General features: G+C 32.2%; 17 protein-coding genes and 1 riboswitch. Of the genes, 14 read left to right on the top strand and 3 right to left on the bottom strand.

Annotation, left to right across the window (positions count from 1 at the left end; translation table 11 throughout):
• Positions 1 to 141: 141 nt before the first annotated feature.
• From J8L88_RS09455 to metK, 3 genes are all read right to left on the bottom strand, one after another.
• Complete coding sequence (locus tag J8L88_RS09455) at positions 142 to 444, bottom strand: hypothetical protein (RefSeq protein WP_027393061.1); 303 nt, start codon at positions 442 to 444, stop codon at positions 142 to 144.
• Between the two features lie 203 nt (positions 445 to 647).
• Positions 648 to 1025, bottom strand: a complete 378-nt coding sequence (locus J8L88_RS09450) for a hypothetical protein (RefSeq protein ID WP_035085251.1) — start codon at positions 1023 to 1025, stop codon at positions 648 to 650.
• Between the two features lie 180 nt (positions 1026 to 1205).
• Entirely contained in the window at positions 1206 to 2462 is a 1257-nt protein-coding gene (metK, locus tag J8L88_RS09445) for a methionine adenosyltransferase (protein WP_211060605.1), read from the bottom strand.
• 370 nt (positions 2463 to 2832) lie between these two features.
• Positions 2833 to 2938, top strand: a riboswitch (SAM riboswitch).
• A gap of 122 nt (positions 2939 to 3060) precedes the next feature.
• On the opposite strand from metK, the gene J8L88_RS09440 reads away from it, so the two are divergent.
• The 14 genes from J8L88_RS09440 (at position 3061) to J8L88_RS09375 (ending at position 21075) form a co-directional block, all read left to right on the top strand.
• Positions 3061 to 4350 carry an O-acetylhomoserine aminocarboxypropyltransferase/cysteine synthase family protein gene (locus tag J8L88_RS09440; RefSeq protein ID WP_027393064.1) on the top strand — a complete coding sequence of 430 codons (1290 nt, stop codon included), beginning with the start codon at positions 3061 to 3063 and terminating at the stop codon, positions 4348 to 4350.
• Between the two features lie 90 nt (positions 4351 to 4440).
• Entirely contained in the window at positions 4441 to 5403 is a 963-nt protein-coding gene (locus tag J8L88_RS09435; RefSeq protein WP_027393065.1) for an alpha/beta fold hydrolase, read from the top strand.
• Between the two features lie 11 nt (positions 5404 to 5414).
• Positions 5415 to 7826 (top strand): bifunctional aspartate kinase/homoserine dehydrogenase I, encoded by a 2412-nt coding sequence (gene thrA, locus J8L88_RS09430; RefSeq protein ID WP_027393066.1) that lies wholly within the window; start codon positions 5415 to 5417, stop codon positions 7824 to 7826.
• Positions 7827 to 7958: 132 nt separating this feature from the next.
• Complete coding sequence (locus J8L88_RS09425; protein WP_211060604.1) at positions 7959 to 8384, top strand: OsmC family protein; 426 nt, start codon at positions 7959 to 7961, stop codon at positions 8382 to 8384.
• A complete protein-coding gene (locus J8L88_RS09420; RefSeq protein ID WP_027393068.1) occupies positions 8381 to 9559 on the top strand; it encodes a PLP-dependent aspartate aminotransferase family protein in 1179 nt (392 codons plus the stop codon). The genes J8L88_RS09425 and J8L88_RS09420 overlap by 4 nt, the downstream gene beginning before the upstream one ends.
• A 267-nt stretch (positions 9560 to 9826) precedes the next feature.
• Positions 9827 to 12898 (top strand): type IX secretion system sortase PorU, encoded by a 3072-nt coding sequence (gene porU / locus J8L88_RS09415; protein ID WP_211060603.1) that lies wholly within the window; start codon positions 9827 to 9829, stop codon positions 12896 to 12898.
• A 174-nt stretch (positions 12899 to 13072) separates the two neighbouring features.
• Positions 13073 to 13339 carry a DUF2061 domain-containing protein gene (locus J8L88_RS09410; protein ID WP_027393070.1) on the top strand — a complete coding sequence of 89 codons (267 nt, stop codon included), beginning with the start codon at positions 13073 to 13075 and terminating at the stop codon, positions 13337 to 13339.
• 53 nt (positions 13340 to 13392) lie between these two features.
• Positions 13393 to 14019, top strand: coding sequence for a phosphoadenosine phosphosulfate reductase family protein (locus tag J8L88_RS09405; RefSeq protein ID WP_211060602.1), 627 nt, complete (start codon positions 13393 to 13395; stop codon positions 14017 to 14019).
• Between the two features lie 31 nt (positions 14020 to 14050).
• Entirely contained in the window at positions 14051 to 14989 is a 939-nt protein-coding gene (cysD, locus tag J8L88_RS09400; RefSeq protein WP_211060601.1) for a sulfate adenylyltransferase subunit CysD, read from the top strand.
• Between the two features lie 154 nt (positions 14990 to 15143).
• Positions 15144 to 16391: a sulfate adenylyltransferase subunit 1 gene (locus J8L88_RS09395; RefSeq protein WP_211060720.1), complete on the top strand. Its 1248-nt coding sequence runs from the start codon at positions 15144 to 15146 to the stop codon at positions 16389 to 16391.
• Between the two features lie 107 nt (positions 16392 to 16498).
• Positions 16499 to 18589, top strand: a complete 2091-nt coding sequence (locus tag J8L88_RS09390) for a HEPN domain-containing protein (RefSeq protein WP_211060600.1) — start codon at positions 16499 to 16501, stop codon at positions 18587 to 18589.
• Positions 18590 to 18641: 52 nt separating this feature from the next.
• A complete protein-coding gene (cobA, locus tag J8L88_RS09385) occupies positions 18642 to 19409 on the top strand; it encodes a uroporphyrinogen-III C-methyltransferase (RefSeq protein WP_027393075.1) in 768 nt (255 codons plus the stop codon).
• Between the two features lie 21 nt (positions 19410 to 19430).
• Complete coding sequence (locus tag J8L88_RS09380) at positions 19431 to 20033, top strand: bifunctional precorrin-2 dehydrogenase/sirohydrochlorin ferrochelatase (protein WP_211060599.1); 603 nt, start codon at positions 19431 to 19433, stop codon at positions 20031 to 20033.
• Complete coding sequence (locus J8L88_RS09375; protein ID WP_027393077.1) at positions 20020 to 21075, top strand: NAD(P)/FAD-dependent oxidoreductase; 1056 nt, start codon at positions 20020 to 20022, stop codon at positions 21073 to 21075. The genes J8L88_RS09380 and J8L88_RS09375 overlap by 14 nt, the downstream gene beginning before the upstream one ends.
• Positions 21076 to 21143 lie beyond the last annotated feature (68 nt).

Below are 21143 nucleotides of genomic sequence, written 5' to 3'. Positions count from 1 at the left end.
TGGTATGAAACTACAAATTAAATCCGAATCTAAATTACATTAAAACCGTAATGTTTGTATCAGGTAAATACCCCTATTTTCATTCAAAAAAATAGGTAAATACCCTTTTAACAAATGACCCTTGTATGCAATAAGTTGATGTTACCAATTAGTAATTTGAGAATTGGTTTTAGAGATTTTTATTTCTAAAAATATGGTGTCTACTTTTTTGTAGCTATGAATTCCGTTTTTACTATTTGTAATTCTTTTCTTATTTCTTCGAATTTGTCTTTTTATTTTCTTCCATTCCTTATCATTGTATACTACTTCACTATTTTCATTAGTTACTACTATAGTATTATGAGGAGTGTCTTCTACTGTGTTATTTTTTTCTGTGTTAGCTTGTCCAAATGCGTTTTGACCAAACCAGATCAAAACTACTATGATTACCATTTTAAATTTCATAACTTTTCTTTTTTTATAATGGGTTGATTTTCAGATGCTAATTTACGTTATATATAAAGTTGTTTCTAGAGGGAAAACACCCCTTTTTTTAATAGTGCATATTCCCTTACCCTAAAAAAGGTTCTGATTTATAACGAATTATAAAAAAAAAGATCGCTTGGAAAAGCGATCTTTTGTTAATTTATAATAATGTGGTATTTAATTTACCAGCCAGATAATTGAGATTCTTTACTACTTAAAGCCGGTATAGTAACAAAAATAGTATCAACTACCTTAGAAGCAAAAATCTCTCGCCCATCATTGATTCTTTTTTTAGTATCTAATATTTGTTTTTTTATGTCAGCCCATTCTTCATCACTGTAACTTGCGGAAGAAGTAAAACCTTGTTGTTCTGATGCTCCTTGTTCAGAAGTTTTAATAATAAGTCTATCCGCAGAAACTGAATTATCTTGATTATAAGATCCTTCTTCAATTTTTACATCAACCTCTTTTATAGATTTTGTATTGGTTTTATAGTCTTGTCCAAAGGATAAGCTACAAACACAAAACATAATGAAAGTAATTCCAATTTTTAATCTCATTTTAGTACTTTTTGATAATTTGATCATTGCGCCTTAAATATATCTTTTATTAATAACAGGCAATTCAATTATTTAGTATTCGTAGGTCATGTTATAGTATCCGACTACATTAGAAAAATGACTAATTCTTAAAAGTTAGATATATAAAGTATTGGAGATTATAAAGTTACGTTAAATAAATTATATTTTAAAAGCTTTTTTCACTTGATCAACATAATCTAGTTTTTCCCAAGTAAATAATTCTACTTCTTTTTCTACTTTTCCAGAATATGGGCTTTCAAAAACTTTGGTAACTAGTTTTGGTTCTTTTCCCATATGTCCATATGCTGCAGTTTCTTTATATATAGGGTTACGTAATTTTAAACGTTCTTCTATTGCAGCTGGTCTCATATCAAATATTTCAGCTACTTTTTCTGCAATTTCTCCATCAGTAATACCTAACGTGTTAGTGCCATAAGTGTCAACAAAAATAGAAGTAGGTTCTACTACTCCAATGGCATAAGAAACTTGAACTAATGCTTCATTTGCAACACCAGCAGCAACTAAATTTTTGGCTATATGCCTAGATGCATAAGCTGCAGAACGGTCAACTTTACTAGGATCTTTTCCAGAAAAAGCACCTCCACCATGAGCACCTTTACCTCCGTAAGTGTCAACAATAATCTTACGTCCAGTAAGACCAGTATCTCCATGTGGTCCTCCGATTACAAACTTACCAGTAGGGTTTATGTGATACGTTATTTGATCATTAAATAAATTCTGAATATATTTTGGTAATTGAGAAACTACTCTAGGAATTAAAATCGAAACGATGTCATTTTTTATTTTAGCCAGCATAACATCATCATCTATATCAAAATCATCATGCTGAGTAGAGACAACAATTGCTACAATACGTTGTGGTACATTATCATCACTATATTCAATAGTAACTTGACTTTTAGAATCAGGACGTAAATATGGAATTTCTGTACCCTCTCTTCTTAATTTAGCAAGTTCAATAAGGATTTTATGAGAAATGTCTAATGCTAAGGGCATGTAGTTTTCAGTTTCCTTGGTTGCATACCCAAACATCATTCCTTGGTCACCTGCTCCTTGCTCTTCTTTAGTTTCTCTATCAACACCTTGGTTGATATCCTGTGATTGCTCGTGGATAAGAGAAATTACACCACAAGAATCTCCACTGAATTGGTAGGCTCCTTTGGTATACCCAATTTCGTTAATTACTTCTCTTGCAATTTGCTGTACATCTAAATATGTTTTTGATTTAACCTCTCCAGCAAGAACCACTTGTCCAGTAGTTACCAAAGTTTCACAAGCTACCTTCGAATCTTTATCAAAGGCTAAAAAGTTATCTAATAAAGCATCACTAATTTGATCTGCCACTTTATCCGGATGTCCTTCAGATACACTTTCTGAAGTAAATAAATACGCCATTCTTCGTTGTTTTTATAGAATAAACTATAATAAATTATGACAGGATTGCAATAAAGAAGCTTTCGATAATTATAGTATTGTACCGAACTGCTTTAGCATTTATTTACTGAATTGATTCTATCAGTTTTGATATGAATACTATAATTTCAGCTCTTTAGGGTTGCAATCAGTCAAATCTATCCCTTTTTAATAATGCGGCAAAGGTAAAAAAAATGATAATATTGGAAAGGATTTAACGTATCATTAATTTTCTTCCAATAAAAAAAACCTTTTAAGGGTGATTTTTTCGATCAAAACAATTTTTATGGAAATTGTTTTTAGTTTAAAAATAATTACTAGCTTTGTCCCGAAGTTTCTTATACATATTAGTAAGTTATTAAGAAAGGTGGAGGGAATAGACCCTATGAAACCTTAGCAACCCTTTAGTTATAAAGAAGGTGCTAAATTCTATTCGTTGTAGACGAAAAAGATAACTCGATACAAATTGCAGTACTTGTAATTGTCGTTTCCTTTCTTTTTAATTTTCTATACCATACGCTTTAAGAGTGTTTGATGTATTTGAATTTTATCAATTATTTAAAATTTAAAATAGAAAATTATGAGTGCACAAAAATTTGCAACAGAAGCTTTACACGCAGGACATGACGTGAAAAACAATGGAGGGACAAGAGCAGTTCCTATTTATCAGACTACATCTTATGTTTTTAATGATGCAGATCATGCGGCTAATCTTTTTAATTTATCTGAACCAGGTTTTATTTATACTCGATTAAATAATCCAACAAATGATATTTTAGAACAGCGATTGGCTACAATAGAAGGCGGTATTGCTGCTGTAGTTACGGCATCTGGAACAGCAGCTATTAATACTACATTGTTAACATTACTAAAATCAGGAGATCATATTGTAGCTTCTAGTAGTTTATACGGAGGAACTTATAATCTTTTAAACGTTACGTTACCTAGGTTTGGAATAACAACTACGTTTGTCGACCCTTCGGATTCTGAGAATTTCAAGAATGCTGTACAGGAAAATACAAGAGTTTTCTTTGTAGAATCATTAGGTAATCCAAAACTAGATGTATTAGATCTTAAGGCGATTTCTAAAGAAGCAAAAGCATATAAAGTTCCACTTATTGTAGATAACACGGTGGCTACTCCAGCTTTATTAAACCCAATAGAACATGGTGCTAATATTGTTATTCATTCATTAACAAAATACATAAGCGGAAATGGAACTTCTTTAGGAGGGGTTGTTATAGACGCAGGAACCTTTGATTGGTCAAGTGGCAAGTTTCCAGAGTTTACAGAACCTTCTCCAGGATATCATGGATTAGTATATCACGATGCTTTAGGTGCTGCTGCTTTTATTGCTAAGGTAAGAATAGAAGGATTGAGAGATTATGGAGCTGCACTAAGTCCTTTTAATGCATTTCAGATTTTACAAGGTTTAGAAACTTTAGAGATTAGAATTAAAAAACATAGTGAAAATGCCTTGTCATTAGCAAAATGGTTAAAAGAGCAAGATGAGGTTACTTGGGTAAAATATCCAGGATTAGAAAGTGATACGTATCATCAACTTGCAAAAGAATACCTTCCAAAGGGGCAGAGTGGTATTGTTACTTTTGGAATAAAGGGTGGTTTCGATTCAGCAAAAACAGTTGCAAATGAAACCGAGATATTTTCTTTATTAGCAAATATAGGAGATTCAAAATCTTTAATTATTCATCCTGCAAGTACTACTCATCAACAGTTAAACGAAGAACAGCAAGAATCAACAGGAGTAACACAGGACTTAATACGACTTTCTGTTGGTTTAGAAAATATAGAAGATTTAAAAACGGATCTAAAAAGCGCATTTTCTAAAGTAGGTGAAAAAGTAAAGTAATTAAGATTGACAAGCATTGAGATGCTAACCCTTTCCTTGAGATTAGAAGAAGGGGAAGTAGACTCTTTATAAATAGTAGGCTTAATATATATGCTCCAAAAAATTGAAATATTAGATTTTATAACTACCAAAGGGCTAGAAATAGAACGAATTCCACTGTTTTATGAAGTCTTTGGTAAACCTTTGTTAGAAGGCCCCGTAGTTTTGGTTAATCATGCGTTAACGGGTAATTCTGATGTTTGTGGCCCCAATGGTTGGTGGAATGGACTGATTGGAGAAGGTAAATGTATTGATACAGATAAATATACGGTGCTCTCATTTAATATTCCAGGTAATGGATATGATGGAGATGAGAAAAATTTAATTACGGATTATACACTTTTTACGGCAAGGGATATCGCAGCGATTTTTGAAAAAGGTATAAAACAACTGAATGTTCAAAAACTATATGCTGCTATAGGAGGATCGGTTGGAGGAGGTATTGCTTGGGAACTTGCAGCATTAGCGCCAGGATTGATTAATCATTTAATTCCAGTAGCTACAGACTGGAAATCTACAGATTGGTTAAAAGCTAATTGTTTAATACAAGAGCAGATTTTACTAAACTCTAAGAATCCTGTGCATGATGCAAGATTGCATGCGATGCTTATCTATAGATCGCCTGAGTCATTTAAGGAAAAGTTTCATAGGACTTTTAATGGTGAAAAGGGAATGTATAATGTGGAAAGTTGGTTGTTTCATCATGGGAAAAAGTTAAATAAAAGATTTACTCTTTCCGCATATAAAGAGCTGAACTATATACTTGCCAATATTGATATAACAGAAGGGAGAGGATGTTTTAAGGATTTGGCGGCTAATATCAAATCGAATATTCATATCGTAAGTGTCAATTCTGATGGCTTTTTTACGGCAAAAGAAGATGAGATTACTTTTCAGGAGTTAAAGGAAGTAAAGCAAAATGTTTGGCATCATACAATTGATTCGGTTCACGGACATGATGCGTTTCTTATAGAATTTGACCAACTGAGTAGGTTGTTGTCAGATGTATTTTAAAATAGGACAAAATGAAGATTTTAAAGTTTGGAGGAAAATCACTTGCTAATGGTGAAGGTATCCATAAAGTGGTTGATATAATAGAAGATAAGGTTAATAATGGTGAGTTAATTACTGTTGTGCTTTCTGCTAGAGGGAAATCTACCGATCAATTAGAAGAAATATTGAATAGGGCTGTTAAAAATGAAAGTTATCAAGAACAACTACAGGCTTTTAAACAATATCAAATAAATGATTACGGTAGTTTTAAAGTTGATGAGGAGTTTGAAACATTGGATAAGCTTTTTGAAGGAGTTTCTTTGTTAGGTGACTACAGCAAAAGAATTAAAGATCAAGTATTATCTCAAGGAGAAGTAATCTCTGCTAAGTTACTTACTCACATACTTAAAGAAAAAGGAATAAAAGCCAATTTTACAGATAGCAGAGAGTTAATAAAAACCGATGGTAAGTTTGGAGAAGCACAACCGTTAGATAAGCTATCTAAAGAAAATGTTATTAAACATTTTAAAAAATATAATGGTTCAACGGTTAATATTGTAACTGGTTTTATTGCTTCTAATACTAATAATGAAACAACAACTTTAGGAAGAAATGGAAGTAATTATACTGCTGCGCTTTTAGCCAATTACTTAGATGCAGAAGAGTTACAGAATTTTACCCATGTAAGTGGAATTTACACAGCGAATCCGGATTTAGTAAGTGATGCAAAAAAGATTGAAAAATTATCTTTTACTGAGGCAAATGAGTTGGCGTATTTTGGAGCTAATATTCTCCATGCTAAAACTATAATACCATTAATTGAAAAAAATATACCTCTTCGTATTCTAAATACATTTGACGGTCATAATGATGGAACATTAATTACTGCAGAGAATAGTAATAAAGGAATAAAATCTCTTTCTGTTTTGGAGAATGTTTCTTTAATCAATTTAGAAGGGAGAGGACTTTTAGGAAAAGTAGGAGTGGATGCTAGAATATTTAAAGCGTTAGCTTATAAAGATATCAGTGTAAGCATTATTTCACAAGGTTCGTCCGAGAGAGGAATAGGTCTTGTTGTAACTTCAGAAAAAGCAATAGAAGCTAAAAAAGTTTTGGAACAAGAGTTCGAAGTGGATTTTCATAAGCAAGATGTAAATAGAATTACAATAATAAATGAAGTTTCTGTAATTTCTATTATAGGACAAGATTTAAGTACATTTCATAAACCTTATAATTCATTAATTAAAAATCAGGTAATCCCATTACTTTTTAACAATACAGTTACAGGTAAGAATGTGAGTTTAGTTGTATATAAAAGTCAACTTCATAAAGCATTAAATGTTATTCATGGGGAGATTTTTGGAGTAGCAAAGAAAATAAATATTGCTGTGTTTGGACATGGACTTGTTGGTGGAACTTTGATAGATCAAATTTTAAAATCTGCAGATGATATTGAAAAGAGAAAAAAGATTGATCTTAATATTTTTGCGGTTGCAAATTCTAAAAAAGTACTTTTTAATAAAAATGGAGTTGATACTAATTGGAAAACTGATCTAAAACAAGGGAACTCTTATGGTATTGAAGATGTTATAAAATTTGCTGATGAGCATCATTTAGAAAATCTGATCGCTATAGATAATACTGCTAGTAAAGAATTTACTGATAATTACACCATTTTGATTGAAAATGGATTTGATTTGGTGTCCTCTAATAAAGTGGCAAATACGCTAAGTTTTGATTTTTATAAAGAACTTAGAAGAAAGTTAGAAGAATTTCAAAAACAATATCTGTATGAAACTAATGTTGGTGCTGGATTGCCCTTAATAGATACTATTAAGTTGTTACATTTATCTGGAGAAAATATTACTAGAATCAAAGGAGTTTTCTCTGGTTCATTAAGTTATTTATTTAATACTTTTTCTAAAGAACAAAGACTGTTTAGTGAAGTGCTGCAAGAGGCTATTGATAAAGGATTTACAGAACCTGATCCTCGAGAGGATTTATGTGGTAATGATGTAGGAAGAAAATTATTGATTTTGGCTAGAGAACTTGACTTGAGTAATGAATTTGTAGATGTCAATATTCATAATTTAATTCCTGAAAGTTTAAGAGAAGGAGAGGCTGATTTGTTTTTAGGAAGGTTAAAAGAGTTAGACCCAGTATATCAAAAAATAAAAGAAGAACAGAAACCCGATCATGTTTTGCGATATATTGGGGATCTTCACGGTGATTTATTTGAAGAAAAAGGAATTTTAGATGTTAAATTAGTATCTGTTCCGGAAAGCAGTGCGTTAGGACAAGTAAAAGGTTCCGACTCTATATTCGAGATTTATACAGAGTCATATGGAGATCAACCTATAGTGATACAAGGAGCAGGAGCAGGAGCTGCGGTTACTGCCAGAGGAGTTTTTGGAGATATATTGAGGTTAACTGAAAAAAGATAAATTAGAATAACTACGAATTAAAGTTATTTTTAGTTTATGAAAGATATTTGAATTTTAAAAAAAGAGAACGTAGTTACTGAGCTCGATCTCAATTTTTAATGCATTAATAAGTGATTAAAAAAATTTGAACATATGAAAATAGAATTAAAAAGAATAGATAATGATTATCATTTTGAATTAAAAAATGAAAGAGGTCATATAACCCATATTGATAGCAAAGCAGAAGTTGGAGGTCATGATTTGGCACCAAGTCCTATGGAATATGTGTTGATGGGGGTAGCTGGTTGTAGCGCTATTGATGTTATTTCTATATTAAAGAAACAACGTCAGGAAATTACTGATTACAGAGCAGAAGTTGATGGGTCACGAGTGGAAGTCGATGGGGCAAAACCATTCAAAGAGATTTCTGTTACGGTTTATTTAGAAGGAGAGATAGTACCCGAAAAAGCTAAAAGAGCAGCACAATTATCATTCGAAAAATATTGTTCCGTGTCTAAAACATTGGAGCCTACAGCTACTGTAACATATAAGGTTGTAGTTAATAATGAAGAAGTATGAGCTTAAAAAGCCAAAATTTTGAAACGCAAGCGGTAAGGACTCAAACTGAGAAAACTCAGTTTTTAGAACATTCTACACCGATGTATTTAACATCTGGATTTGTTTTTGAAGATTCTGAAGAAATGAGAGCTGCCTTTGCAGAAGAGAAAGATCGTAATTTATATAGTCGTTTTAGTAATCCCAATACAACAGAGTTTGTTGATAAAATCTGTAAATTAGAAGGAGCAGAGGATGGTTATGCATTTGCAACGGGAATGGCTGCGGTGTTTTCTACCTTTGCCGCATTATTAAACGCAGGAGATCACATCGTTTCTGCTAGGTCAGTATTTGGATCAACACATTCTTTGTTTACGAAGTATTTTCCTAAATGGAATATAGAAACAAGTTATTTTCCAGTTAATGAGGTTGATACAATAGAAAGTTTAATCCAGCCTAATACAAAAATCATTTATGCAGAATCTCCAACAAATCCAGGAGTAGATGTATTGGATCTGGAGTTGTTAGGTAAGATTGCAAAAAAGCATAAACTGTTATTGGTTATTGATAATTGTTTTGCAACACCATATTTACAAAATCCGATAAAGTTTGGAGCTGATCTTGTGATTCATTCAGCTACAAAATTAATTGATGGGCAAGGACGTGTATTAGGAGGAGTAACTGTCGGTAAGAAGGAATTGATAAAAGAGATTTATTTGTTTTCTCGTAATACTGGACCAGCGTTATCACCATTTAATGCGTGGGTATTATCCAAAAGCCTAGAAACTTTAGCTGTTAGGGTAGATCGACATTGCGAAAATGCCTTAAAATTAGCTGAGTTTTTAGAATCTCACCCTAAGGTGGATTGGGTGAAATATCCTTTCTTAAAATCACACCCGCAATATGAAGTGGCTAAGAAACAGATGCGATTAGGAGGTAATATTGTTGCTTTCGAAGTTCAAAATGGTGTAGCGGGAGGAAAGACATTTTTTGATAGTATTAAAATGTGTTCACTTTCTGCAAATCTGGGTGATACCAGAACTATTGTTACACATCCAGCTTCTACAACGCATAGTAAATTAGCAGTTGAAGATAAATTAGCTGTTGGTATTACAGATGGAATGGTAAGATGTTCTGTGGGGTTGGAACATATTGATGATGTAATAGCTGATATTGCACAAGCACTAGAAGAAATATAATTTTCCTAGCAAGTGTAATCTCATTTATAATTAATGATTAGATACAAAGAACTTTCAAATCATCACTAATATGATTTCTTTATAGATAACAATGGAACAATTCGTGAGATATAAAATGTATATTTATTTTATCATTTTATTTTTATGAAAAGAAGTGTTTTATTATGTTTTATCGTTTTATTGAGTGCTTCGCTTTATGGAAATCAAATACAACAAATTCCTAAAAAAAGAACGAGCACAGCCCGGCAAGTTCTAAAAAAAATCCCTATGTCTAATTCTGTGTTGGCAAAAGGGGATTGGTACAAGTTTTATATTGAGAAAACAGGGGTATATAAAATTACTCCTGATTTTTTATCTGATTTAGGGGTCGATGTTGCTACAATAGATCCTACGACAATAAAAATTTACGGAAATGGAGGGCAAATGATTCCTCTTAAAAACAGCGAAAATAAAGAGTTTGATTTAAAGGAAAATGCTATTAAAGTAGTTGGGGGAGAAAATGGTGTTCTTTCTAAAAATGACTACATCCTCTTTTATGGTCAAAGTACCAAAGGGTATAATACCGATAGTAAAACTCATATCAATGCATATGATAATAAATCTTATTATTTTATTACTACATCTGGAAAAAAAGGAAATAGAATATTCAATTCAGAATCTGTAAACAAAAAAGTCGATACAGTTATTACTACATTTAGAGAAGGTCAGTTTTATGAAATAGATCAATATAATCTTGGGTTGATGGGGCGCAGGTGGTTAGGAGATGAAATTAAAAATAATGAAGAAAAGCAGTTTTCGTTTTATTTTCCTAACAAGGTGGATTTTATGCCGGTTTACTATACTATTGTTGCAGCTGCTCAATCCGATAAGTCTTCTAGATTTAGTGTCAAAATAAACCAAAAAGAAGTAGAAGGTGTTAAGTTTCAAAAGTTATCAAAAGGAAGTATTGCTAAAGAAGGTTGGGTAGAAAAAATGATGACGAATAATTCAGATTCTATCCATATTAACATTAAATATGAAACAGAAAATCAGGTATTAGGAAAGAGTTATTTAGATTACATAAAGATTTCGGCAGAAAGATCATTGGTTTTATCTGATAAGCAATTGAAGTTTGAAATTCCTACTTTTAATTCCGTTAAAAAAATAGGGGAGATACAATTAAAGAATACCAAAGAAATTACCGAAATATGGGATGTGACTAATACAGATTCAATAGCCGTTTTTAGGAATATTTCTTTTTCAGAAAAGTTTTCTTTTAAGACAAGCCTTAATCAAACAAGAAGGTTTATTGCTATTCCTAAGAATGATTTTTATTATCCATTAAAGCCAAATAATTGCAAAGTAGAAAATCAAGATTTGAAAGGAACTGTTTTCTTAGATAAAGAGAATAATTTTAGAGACTTAGATTATATAATAATTACATCAAAAGATAAACTTTTAGCGGCAAATCGATTGGCAAATTTTCATAGGGAGCATAATAATATGAATGTCAAAGTAGCACCCGTGCATGAAATTTATAATGAATTTAGTAGCGGTAAACAAGACATAGGAGCGATTAGAAATTTTATAAGATATGTCTATGAAAATGCTTCATCTGATGCTAAAAAACTGGCATATGTATGTTTCTTAGGAAATGCTACATTCGATTATAAACATAAAATGATGGATACAGAAGGGAATCAGATATATAAAAAGAATGATGTTCCAAGTTTTATGAGTTATAATAGTTTTTCAAACATTAGATCGTATGTGTCAGATGATTTTTTTGCAATGATGGATCCAGAAGAAGGAGAAATGAAATTGAAAGATAATCTAGATATTGCTCTTGGACGAATATTGGTTGATACTGATATAGCTGCTAATGATGTAGTTAATAAAATTATAGGATATCATCAGAAAAATTCTTTTGGGGATTGGAAAAACAACATACTCTTACTGTCGGATGATGTGGATAAAGTCTGGGAGCAACGTATCCAAGGAAGCTTAGATAATGTAGGAAATTCTTTGATTAAAAAATATCCTTTTTTAAATATCTCTAAAGTATATAGCGATGCATTTATTCAAGAATCAACATCCAGCGGTGAGCGATATCCAAACGTTACGAAGACACTAATAAAGAAAATCGAGGAAGGTGTTGCTGTTTTAGATTATTTTGGACACGCTGAAGAGGAAGGGTTTGGTACGGAGTTTTTCTTTACTAAAAAAGAAGCAATCAAACTTAAAAATAAAGATAAGCTACCGTTGTTTGTTACTGTTACCTGTCTGGCTACTCGGTTTGATAATCCTTTCGAAGTTTCTGTTGGAGAGCATATTTTTAAAAACCCAAACGGAGGTGCAATAGCTATGATTGCAACTACTAGAGAAATTTTTATGAGTGCTGGAGTTAGAATAAATAATAAAATAATCAATTCTCTTTTTTCTGAGAAAGATTCTCATTTGAAACCATCAGAAGTAGTGTTAAAACTAAAAAATGAACTAGGGTATCAAGATAAAAGAAGTGTGTTTTTTATTGGAGACCCAGTAATGTCTCTTCAAATGCCTTTACCTACTATTCGTATTACTAAGATTAATGAAATACCAATTAAAAAGTTTAATGATACAATTAGAGCTCTAGACAAGATTAGAATATCTGGAGAACTATTAGATGTGTCTCAAGATGTTATAAAAAAATATGATGGGGAGATTTATGTTAAGATATTTGACAAAGAATTTAGTAAAAAGACACTAGGTAATAATAGAATTAAAAATAGAAAAGGAGATCTTATACAGTTAAAATACAAAGATCAAGACGTTGTAATATATGATGGAAGTTTTGAAATTAAAAAGGGATTGTTTGATTTCGAATTTGTGATCCCAAAAGATATAAACCTATCTGTAGGGAAGTGTAAAATAATCTTATATGCTAAAGTTGAAAATGCTTTAGAAGACGCTGTTGGGGTGCAAGAAGATATATTGTTGGGTGGATTATCAAAAGTAAAATCATCGAATATCAATGGACCAGAGATCAGAGTTTTTATTGAAGGTGAAAAAACAAAGGTAATTAATGTTGTTAAGGCTAATGCAGAACTAAAAATAGAGATCGCTGATGAGGACGGAATCAATGTTTCTAGAATGGGAATTGGGCATCAAATGACAATGACTATTGATGGACATACAAGAGAAAAGAAAATATTAAACAATTATTTTTCCAATTATGACAATAGTTATAAGAAAGGGTTTATCTCTTATCCATTAGATACATTATCAAAAGGGCACCATACTTTAGAAATTAAAGTTTGGGATGTTTTCAATAATAGTAGTAGTCAAAAAATCGAAATTATTGTGCTGGATTCCTTATAACATGACTTGTTTGAATAATAATCTACTAAATCACTAGGCTTTTTATTAATAATATCATAATTCTTTCATTTCTAGTAATTTTTTAAAGTTTTTAAGACTAAGAAATAGATTTTTATATATACATTTGTTTAATAATCTACTATTCCGATAGGGTAATAGGTTTTGAAGTAAAAAATGATTGTAGATCAAATGATATTAGATAAAGTAGCTACGAAGAAAACATCGTATGAGACTGATAGGACTTCGGAGAAACCATTGCGAAGTATCGCCAAGGCTATAAGTTGGAGAGTAGTTGGCACGTTGGACACATTAATTGTTTCTTATGTGTTAACTGGCGAAATAGCATTGGCTACATCTATCGCATCAATTGATTTTGTAACAAAAATGATCCTTTACTTTTTTCATGAAAGAATTTGGAATCGTATTAAATGGGGAAGATAATTGCTGGTTTACTTCTTGATTAAATTAGAAGTAACAGAAAAAGAATTAAAAAAATGAAATTTACAGAAAAGGAAATACAGAATTTAAATAATGCTTTAAAGGATAAAACTCCTTTAGAGATTACTCAGTGGGCTGTTTTAAATGCGAAAACTCCAGTAGTAACTACTAATTTTAGATCGTATGAAGCTGCTATTCTTAATGTGAGTTCTATAGCATTATCTGATATTCCTGTTATCTGGTGTGACTCTGGATACAATACTCCTAATACATATAAGCATGCAGAAGAAGTGATTAATTTACTTAAACTTAATGTACAATTGTACGTTCCAAAACAAACAGCTGCGCATAGGGATGTAGTGATGGGTATTCCTGATATTGATGATCCAAAACATAAAATTTTTACACAACAAGTAAAGCTAGAACCTTTTAAACGAGCTATGAATGATTTTAAACCGGATGTATGGTTTACCAATCTTCGAAAAGGACAAACGGCATTAAGAGATTCATTAGATATTTTGAGTTTGGGTAATGATGGAGTTTTAAAAGTAAGCCCTTTTTATTACTATAGTGATGCGGAGTTAGATGTGTATTTGGAACAACATAATTTACCAAATGAATTTAAGTATTTCGATCCAACAAAAGTTCTAGATAATAGAGAATGCGGGATTCATACTAATTAGGTCAAGATATATAAAAAAAAGATTAAATTACATGGAAGTAATTGAACATATAAAAGAACAAATTGTGGATGAAAAAGTGCTAAAAGTGAATCCTTTAGAAAGTGAGGCGATTTATATTTTTAGAGAAGTCGTGGCCCAATTTGAAAAGCCTGTATTACTTTTTTCGGGGGGTAAAGATTCTATTACTCTAGTAAGATTAGCGCAAAAAGCATTTTATCCAGGTAAGATTCCCTTTCCGCTTTTACATATTGATACAGGGCATAATTTTCCTGAAACCATTGAGTTTAGAGATCGTTTGGTAAAAGAACTTGGAGTAGAATTAATAGTTCGTAATGTTCAGGATTCTATTGATCAAGGTAAAGTGATAGAGGAGAAAGGTAAGTATGCTAGTCGTAATAGTTTGCAAACGACTACACTTCTTGATGCGTTGGAAGAATTTAAATTTGATGCTGCAATTGGCGGAGCAAGAAGAGATGAAGAAAAAGCGAGAGCAAAAGAACGTATATTTTCTGTAAGAGATGATTTTGGTCAGTGGGATGAAAAAAATCAGCGACCAGAGCTTTTTGATCATCTTAATGGTAAAATTGATTTAGGTCAGAATGTACGTGTATTTCCGATTAGTAATTGGACAGAACTTGATGTTTGGAGTTATATCCAAAAAGAAGATATTGAAATCCCCTCTATATATTTTGCGCATAAACGAAAAACATTTATTAGAGATGGTATGATTTGGTCTGCAGAAGATGATGTCGTGCATAGAGAAGATGATGAATTAGTAGAGGAACGATTAGTTAGATTTCGTACCGTAGGAGATATGTCTTGTACAGCAGCAGTGCTTTCTGATGCAATTACTATTGATAAGGTAGTTTCAGAAATTAGAGAGTCTACGATCTCAGAAAGAGGAGCTCGTATTGATGATAAAAGATCTGAAGCAGCCATGGAAAAACGAAAACAACAAGGATATTTTTAGAAATAATTGATAGTTGTTAGTTAATCTTTGATGGTTAACAGATAAAAGAAAATAAGAATTGAATTAATTGAGAATATATCGTATTAGTAGGTTGATTTTGTAAGATTTAAACAATCAACTGATAACTAACTGTAAACGATCAATGAGTAATAAAATGGACGTATTAAAAATAGCAACAGCAGGAAGTGTAGATGACGGTAAGAGTACCTTGATTGGACGTATTTTATACGATACAAAGTCATTAACAACAGATAAGCTAGAGGCAATCGAAACTAGAAGTAAAGCCAATGGCTTTGATTACCTAGATTTTTCATTAGCTACTGATGGATTAGTTGCGGAAAGAGAGCAAGGTATTACTATTGATGTAGCACACATTTACTTTTCTACAAAAACGAAAAGTTATATTATAGCTGATACTCCTGGTCATATAGAATATACCAGAAATATGGTTACTGGAGCTTCGACTTCTCAGGCATCTATTATTTTGGTTGATGCTAGAAAAGGAGTAATTGAACAAACATATCGTCACTTTTTTATTAATAATTTATTGAGAGTAAAAGATGTGATTGTGGCGGTAAACAAAATGGATTTGGTTGATTTTTCTCAGGATAAATATGAGGCGATCAAAGAAGATTTTGAAAAGTTGATAGCTAAAAGTGATTACAAAGAACAAAACATCACTTTTATTCCAGTTAGTGCTTTGCAGGGTGATAATGTTGTAGACAAATCAGAGAATACTCCTTGGTACAGTGGTCAAACATTACTAGAACATTTAGAAGAATTAGATGCGCAAGATGTGTATGAAAAAGCAGAAGTGCGTTTCCCAATACAAACAGTAATTCGACCTAAAAAAGATGAATTTCATGATTTTAGAGGATATGCTGGTAAATTATATGGAGGAGATATTTCTGTAGGTGATGAGGTAACAATTTTACCTTCTTTAACAACATCCAAAGTGAAAGAGATTTTCTTTTTTGATCAAAAATTTGATACAGCAGGTAGAGGTAGTTCTTGTACGATTACATTAGAAGATGATGTAAATGTAAGTCGTGGTGATATGATTGTAAAATCGTCGGAGAAGCCTAAGGTAGAAAAGCAATTAACCGCAACAATTTGTTGGATGGATAATAAAGACCTAAATCCTGGAACAAATTATTTCATCCAAAGTGGAAGTAGTAGAGTTTTAGCAAAAGTGAAGAATATTAGTGGAACAGTTGCTACTGATTTTTCTGGAGAAGATACCGCTAAGAATTCACTAAGTCTAAATGAAATAGGAAAAGTTCAAATACAATTAAGTAAACCTTTGGCTATCGATTCTTATAGTAAGAATAAAGCTTCAGGGTCATTTATATTAATAGATTCTCAAACCAATAATACTTCAGGAGTAGGTTTTATCCAATAGATAAAAATCTTTTACTGATAAGAAAAAACAGGAATTTTTAGAATTAAAAAACCTTTATACAAAAGTCATAAGTATGTCCTTTTTTAAAGGTTGAAATACGAAAGAAAATGCAAAGTTTTAGAACAGAAATAGAAAACCCAATTGTCGAAAAAGACATTATTGAATTAGCGAATAAAATAGAGCAATTCCATAAAGGGAAGATTGATGAAGAGAAATTTCGTAGCCTACGTCTAGCTCGTGGAGTATACGGGCAGAGGCAAGAAGGTGTGCAAATGATTCGTATTAAATTACCTTATGGTAAGGTGTTGAGCAATCAATTACGAAGAATTTGTGACGTTTCGGATGAATATTCTAGGGGTAGATTGCATATAACAACAAGACAAGATATTCAGATTCATTATGTGGATTTAAATAGAACTCCAGAGCTTTGGGCGGAGTTAGAAAGAGATGATGTAACACTTAGAGAAGCTTGTGGTAATACCGTTCGTAATGTCACTGCTTCAGAAACTGCTGGGGTTGATCCAAAAGAACCGTTTGATGTATCACCGTATGCAGATGCGTTGTTTCGTTTCTTTTTAAGAAATCCAATATGTCAGGAAATGGGACGTAAATTCAAGGTGTCTTTTTCAGGAACAGAAGAAGATACAGGATTATCTTATATGCATGATCTTGGTTTTATTGCCAAAATAGAAAATGGGGTAAGAGGGTTTAAAGTGATGCTTGCAGGAGGATTAGGTTCACAACCGAGACATGCAGATGAATTATATAGCTTCTTGCCGACCGATAAGATTATTCCTTTAATGGAAGGAGTTTTGAGAATTTTTGATCGTCATGGGGAACGTAAGAGTAGAGCAAAAGCAAGAATGAAGTTCTTGGTAAAGGATATTGGTGTAGAAGCTTTTAAAGAATTAGTAGAAGCAGAACAACAAGCAATTGCGCAGAAAACAGTGTCCATTGATGCAGAAGCTTATGTGGCATCAATTCCAGCATCGGTGGAAATTCCTGAGGTAGAGGTTAAGAACCAAAAAGCTTTTGATTTATGGAAATCTACTAATGTGATTTCTCAAAAACAAGAAGGATATGTAGCAATTGGTGTTAAAGTTCTATTAGGTGATTTTTACACAGATAAAGCCAGGTTACTAGCTGATTTAGTAGAGAAATATGCTGCAGGAGAAATAAGATTATCTCTTCGTCAGAATATTTTAATTCCTTTTGTAAAAGAAGGATTGCTTCCATTTTTCTATCAAGAATTAGAAAAATTAGGATTTGTAGAAGCAGGATATAATAAAGCGGTTGATATTACTGCTTGTCCAGGAACTGATACCTGTAACCTAGGTATTGCTAGTAGTACTGGTATTGCCGAAGAATTAGAAAGAGTTATAAAAACTGAATACCCTCAATATTTACAAAAAGAGGATCTGGTAATTAAGATTAGTGGATGTATGAATGCTTGTGGTCAACACAATATGGCTAATATCGGTTTTCAGGGAATGTCAGTAAGAACCAAAGATAAGTTGGTGGCACCGGCATTACAAGTGTTATTAGGAGGAGGAAACCTAGGTGATGGAAAAGGACGTTTTGCAGATAAAGTAGTAAAAATTCCTAGTAGAAGAGGCCCAGAAGCATTACGTAGAATTTTAGATGATTATGAAGAAAATGCAAATGGTAAGACTTTTGTAACATATTATGAAGACAAAGGAGAAAAGTATTTTTATAACTTACTTACGGATTTGTCCAATGTAGAAAATTTAACTCAAGAAGATTTTATAGACTGGGGGACTGAACAAGAATATGTAAAAGCAATAGGGATTGGAGAATGTGCTGGTGTAGTAATTGATTTAATAGCAACATTATTTTTAGAAAGTGAAGAAAAGATAGAAAATGCAAAAGTATCTTTTGAGAATGAAGTATATTCTGATGCTATATATCATGCATATAGTTCTTTAGTTAATTCCGCTAAAGCATTATTACTTGCAGAGAACAAGAAAACAAATACACATGCGAGTATTATAAGTCAATTTGATACAGAATTTGTAGTAAGTGGGAAGATCAATCTTGATGGAACGTTCGCGGATTTGATATATCAGATTCAAAAAAACGCACCGAGCAAGGATTTTGCAGTGGATTATATTAAAAAAGCAGGGCAATTTTTGCAAAAAGTGCAAGCATTTAGAGCACTGGAAGTAGAAAATGTATAATATCTTTACAAGGTTGTAAAATATTTAAAATAAAGATAATAAGTAAATAGAAATGAGTACTAAAACACCGAAATTAACGGTAGTTGGAGCAGGACCAGGAGATCCAGATTTGATTACGTTAAAAGCTATTAAAGCATTGGAGTCTGCAGATGTGGTGTTATATGATGCACTTATCAATGAATCCTTATTAGAATATTCGCCTAAAGCAGAAAAGATATTTGTAGGAAAAAGAAAAGGATGTTATTCATATCAACAAGAACAGATTAATGAGTTAATCGTTAGTAGAGCTAAAAGTCATGGACATGTAATACGATTAAAAGGAGGTGATCCATTTATTTTTGGACGAGGAGCGGAAGAAATTGATTATGTTCAAAAATTTGGTATAGAAACTAATATGGTACCAGGGATATCATCTTCTTTAGCAGTTCCAGCATATCAAGGAATTCCGTTAACAAAAAGAGGGTTTTCCGAGAGTTTTTGGGTAATTACAGGAACAACGAAATCCCATAAATTATCGCAGGATGTTTGCCTGGCAGCTAAATCAAATGCAACTGTGGTAATTTTAATGGGGATGAGCAAGCTAAGCGAAATAGTTAGTATCTTTGCAGCCGAAAATAAGGAGGATATTCCAGTTGCTGTTATTCAGAATGGAACTACTGAAAATGAGCAATTTGGATTTGGTTCAATAAAAACAATAGAGCAGGTTGTATTAGATAAAAAACTATCATCACCAGCGATTATTGTAATTGGAGAAGTAGTAGAGCAAAGAGCAAAATTAGCTTCGATTTATAGAGAAGTAAAAGAAGAAATCGTATCTTGATAGTTCAGGATAGATGTAGAGATGGAAGAAAGAAATAATTTATATCCCGTTTTTCTGAAAGTTAAAAACCTTGAGATCCTAATTGTAGGAGGGGGAAATGTAGCCGAAGAAAAACTTACGTTCTTACTAAAATCTAGTCCAGATGCTAAAGTAACAATGGTGTCCCCAATGTATAGAGACGATACAATTACTTTAGCTAATAAGTTTGGGGTGGAGATGATTAAAAAGAAATATCACAGACGTTTTCTTAAACGGAAACATATTGTGATTGCTACTACAGATGTTCCAAAAGTCAATGTACAAGTGTATAAAGACTGTAGGAAAAGAAGTAAATTGGTAAATGTAGCGGACAATCCTCCGTATTGTGATTTTTATATGGGAGGTATTGTAACCAAAGGAAACGTAAAAGTGGCTATTTCGACAAATGGAAAGTCACCAACAACAGCAAAACGACTACGTCAGTTTTTCGAAGAAGTAATTCCAGAAAACATAGATGATTTAGTTAAGAATTTAAACGAATATAGAAAAACAATAAAAGGTGATTTCGAAGAAAAAGTGGAAACACTTAATGAATTTACCAAAGGATTAATAGGAAAAAAAGAAGTTGAACATGATCAAGACTGATATTCTAATCATTGGAGCTGGACCAACAGGTTTATTTACTGTTTTTGAAGCTGGATTACTGAAGTTAAAAACACATCTTATAGATGCATTGCCTCAACCAGGAGGACAATGTTCTGAAATATACCCTAAAAAGCCAATATATGATATTCCAGGTTTTCCTGAGATTTTAGCTGGTGATTTAGTGAATAATTTGATGGAACAAATAAAGCCTTTTGAACCAGGTTTTACTTTAGGAGAAAGAGCAGAAACTATTGAGAAGTTAGAAGATGATACCTTTTTGGTAACCACCAATAAAGGAACAAAACACAATGCGCCTGTAGTAGCAATTGCTGGTGGATTGGGTTCTTTTGAACCTCGTAAACCACCTATTCCAAATATTACGGATTTTGAAGATAAAGGAGTTGCTTACATTATTAGAGATCCAGAAGTATATAGAGATAAAAGAGTTGTGATAGCTGGAGGAGGAGATTCTGCATTGGATTGGACTATTTTCTTAGCAGATGTAGCTAGTGAGGTAACACTAGTACATAGAAGAAATGAGTTTCGAGGAGCTTTAGATTCTGTAGAAAGAGTTGCTGAATTAACTAAGTTAGGAAAAGTAAATTTAATCACTCAAGCAGAAGTAAAAGAACTAAAAGGAGATGATCATATTACCGCTGTTGGGATCAAACATAAAACAGAGGGAGATATCAATGTTGATACAGATTATTTTATTCCATTATTTGGACTTTCGCCAAAATTAGGACCAATAGGTGATTGGGGATTAGAAATAGAAAAAAATGCAATAAAAGTAGATAACTCTTACGATTACCAAACAAATATTCCTGGTATTTATGCAATAGGAGATGTTAATACATATAAAGGAAAGCTAAAACTAATTCTTTCAGGATTTCATGAAGCAGCCATTATGTGTCAAAGTGCTTATCAAAGGATCTTCCCAGACAAGAAATATGTAATGAAGTATACTACCGTTGGAGGAGTTGAAGGATTTGATGGATCTAAAAAAGAAGCTAAAAAAGAAGTAGTAAAAGCAATAGTATAGAATTTATTATATCATAATCCTCGCAATTAATACTGATCATTTTTCGGTATATTTGCGAGGATTTTTAT

Source organism: Aquimarina sp. MMG015, from assembly GCF_018100855.1.
GTDB classification, from domain to species: domain Bacteria; phylum Bacteroidota; class Bacteroidia; order Flavobacteriales; family Flavobacteriaceae; genus Aquimarina; species Aquimarina latercula.
The sequence above is the reverse complement of the archived record's forward strand: the minus strand, read 5'-3'. Positions and strand labels throughout refer to the sequence as shown.

Excerpts from the sequence above, each read along its gene's own strand:
- J8L88_RS09410 (WP_027393070.1), top strand. The coding sequence starts at position 13,073 with ATGATTGTAGATCAAATGATATTAGATAAAGTAGCTACGAAGAAAACA.
- J8L88_RS09380 (WP_211060599.1), top strand. The coding sequence starts at position 19,431 with ATGGAAGAAAGAAATAATTTATATCCCGTTTTTCTGAAAGTTAAAAAC.
- J8L88_RS09405 (WP_211060602.1), top strand. The coding sequence starts at position 13,393 with ATGAAATTTACAGAAAAGGAAATACAGAATTTAAATAATGCTTTAAAG.
- porU (WP_211060603.1), top strand. The coding sequence starts at position 9,827 with ATGTCTAATTCTGTGTTGGCAAAAGGGGATTGGTACAAGTTTTATATT.
- thrA (WP_027393066.1), top strand. The coding sequence starts at position 5,415 with ATGAAGATTTTAAAGTTTGGAGGAAAATCACTTGCTAATGGTGAAGGT.
- metK (WP_211060605.1), bottom strand. The coding sequence starts at position 2,462 with ATGGCGTATTTATTTACTTCAGAAAGTGTATCTGAAGGACATCCGGAT.
- J8L88_RS09375 (WP_027393077.1), top strand. The coding sequence starts at position 20,020 with ATGATCAAGACTGATATTCTAATCATTGGAGCTGGACCAACAGGTTTA.
- J8L88_RS09435 (WP_027393065.1), top strand. The coding sequence starts at position 4,441 with ATGCTCCAAAAAATTGAAATATTAGATTTTATAACTACCAAAGGGCTA.
- J8L88_RS09390 (WP_211060600.1), top strand. The coding sequence starts at position 16,499 with ATGCAAAGTTTTAGAACAGAAATAGAAAACCCAATTGTCGAAAAAGAC.
- cobA (WP_027393075.1), top strand. The coding sequence starts at position 18,642 with ATGAGTACTAAAACACCGAAATTAACGGTAGTTGGAGCAGGACCAGGA.
- J8L88_RS09425 (WP_211060604.1), top strand. The coding sequence starts at position 7,959 with ATGAAAATAGAATTAAAAAGAATAGATAATGATTATCATTTTGAATTA.
- J8L88_RS09450 (WP_035085251.1), bottom strand. The coding sequence starts at position 1,025 with ATGAGATTAAAAATTGGAATTACTTTCATTATGTTTTGTGTTTGTAGC.
- J8L88_RS09455 (WP_027393061.1), bottom strand. The coding sequence starts at position 444 with ATGAAATTTAAAATGGTAATCATAGTAGTTTTGATCTGGTTTGGTCAA.
- cysD (WP_211060601.1), top strand. The coding sequence starts at position 14,051 with ATGGAAGTAATTGAACATATAAAAGAACAAATTGTGGATGAAAAAGTG.
- J8L88_RS09395 (WP_211060720.1), top strand. The coding sequence starts at position 15,144 with ATGGACGTATTAAAAATAGCAACAGCAGGAAGTGTAGATGACGGTAAG.
- J8L88_RS09420 (WP_027393068.1), top strand. The coding sequence starts at position 8,381 with ATGAGCTTAAAAAGCCAAAATTTTGAAACGCAAGCGGTAAGGACTCAA.
- J8L88_RS09440 (WP_027393064.1), top strand. The coding sequence starts at position 3,061 with ATGAGTGCACAAAAATTTGCAACAGAAGCTTTACACGCAGGACATGAC.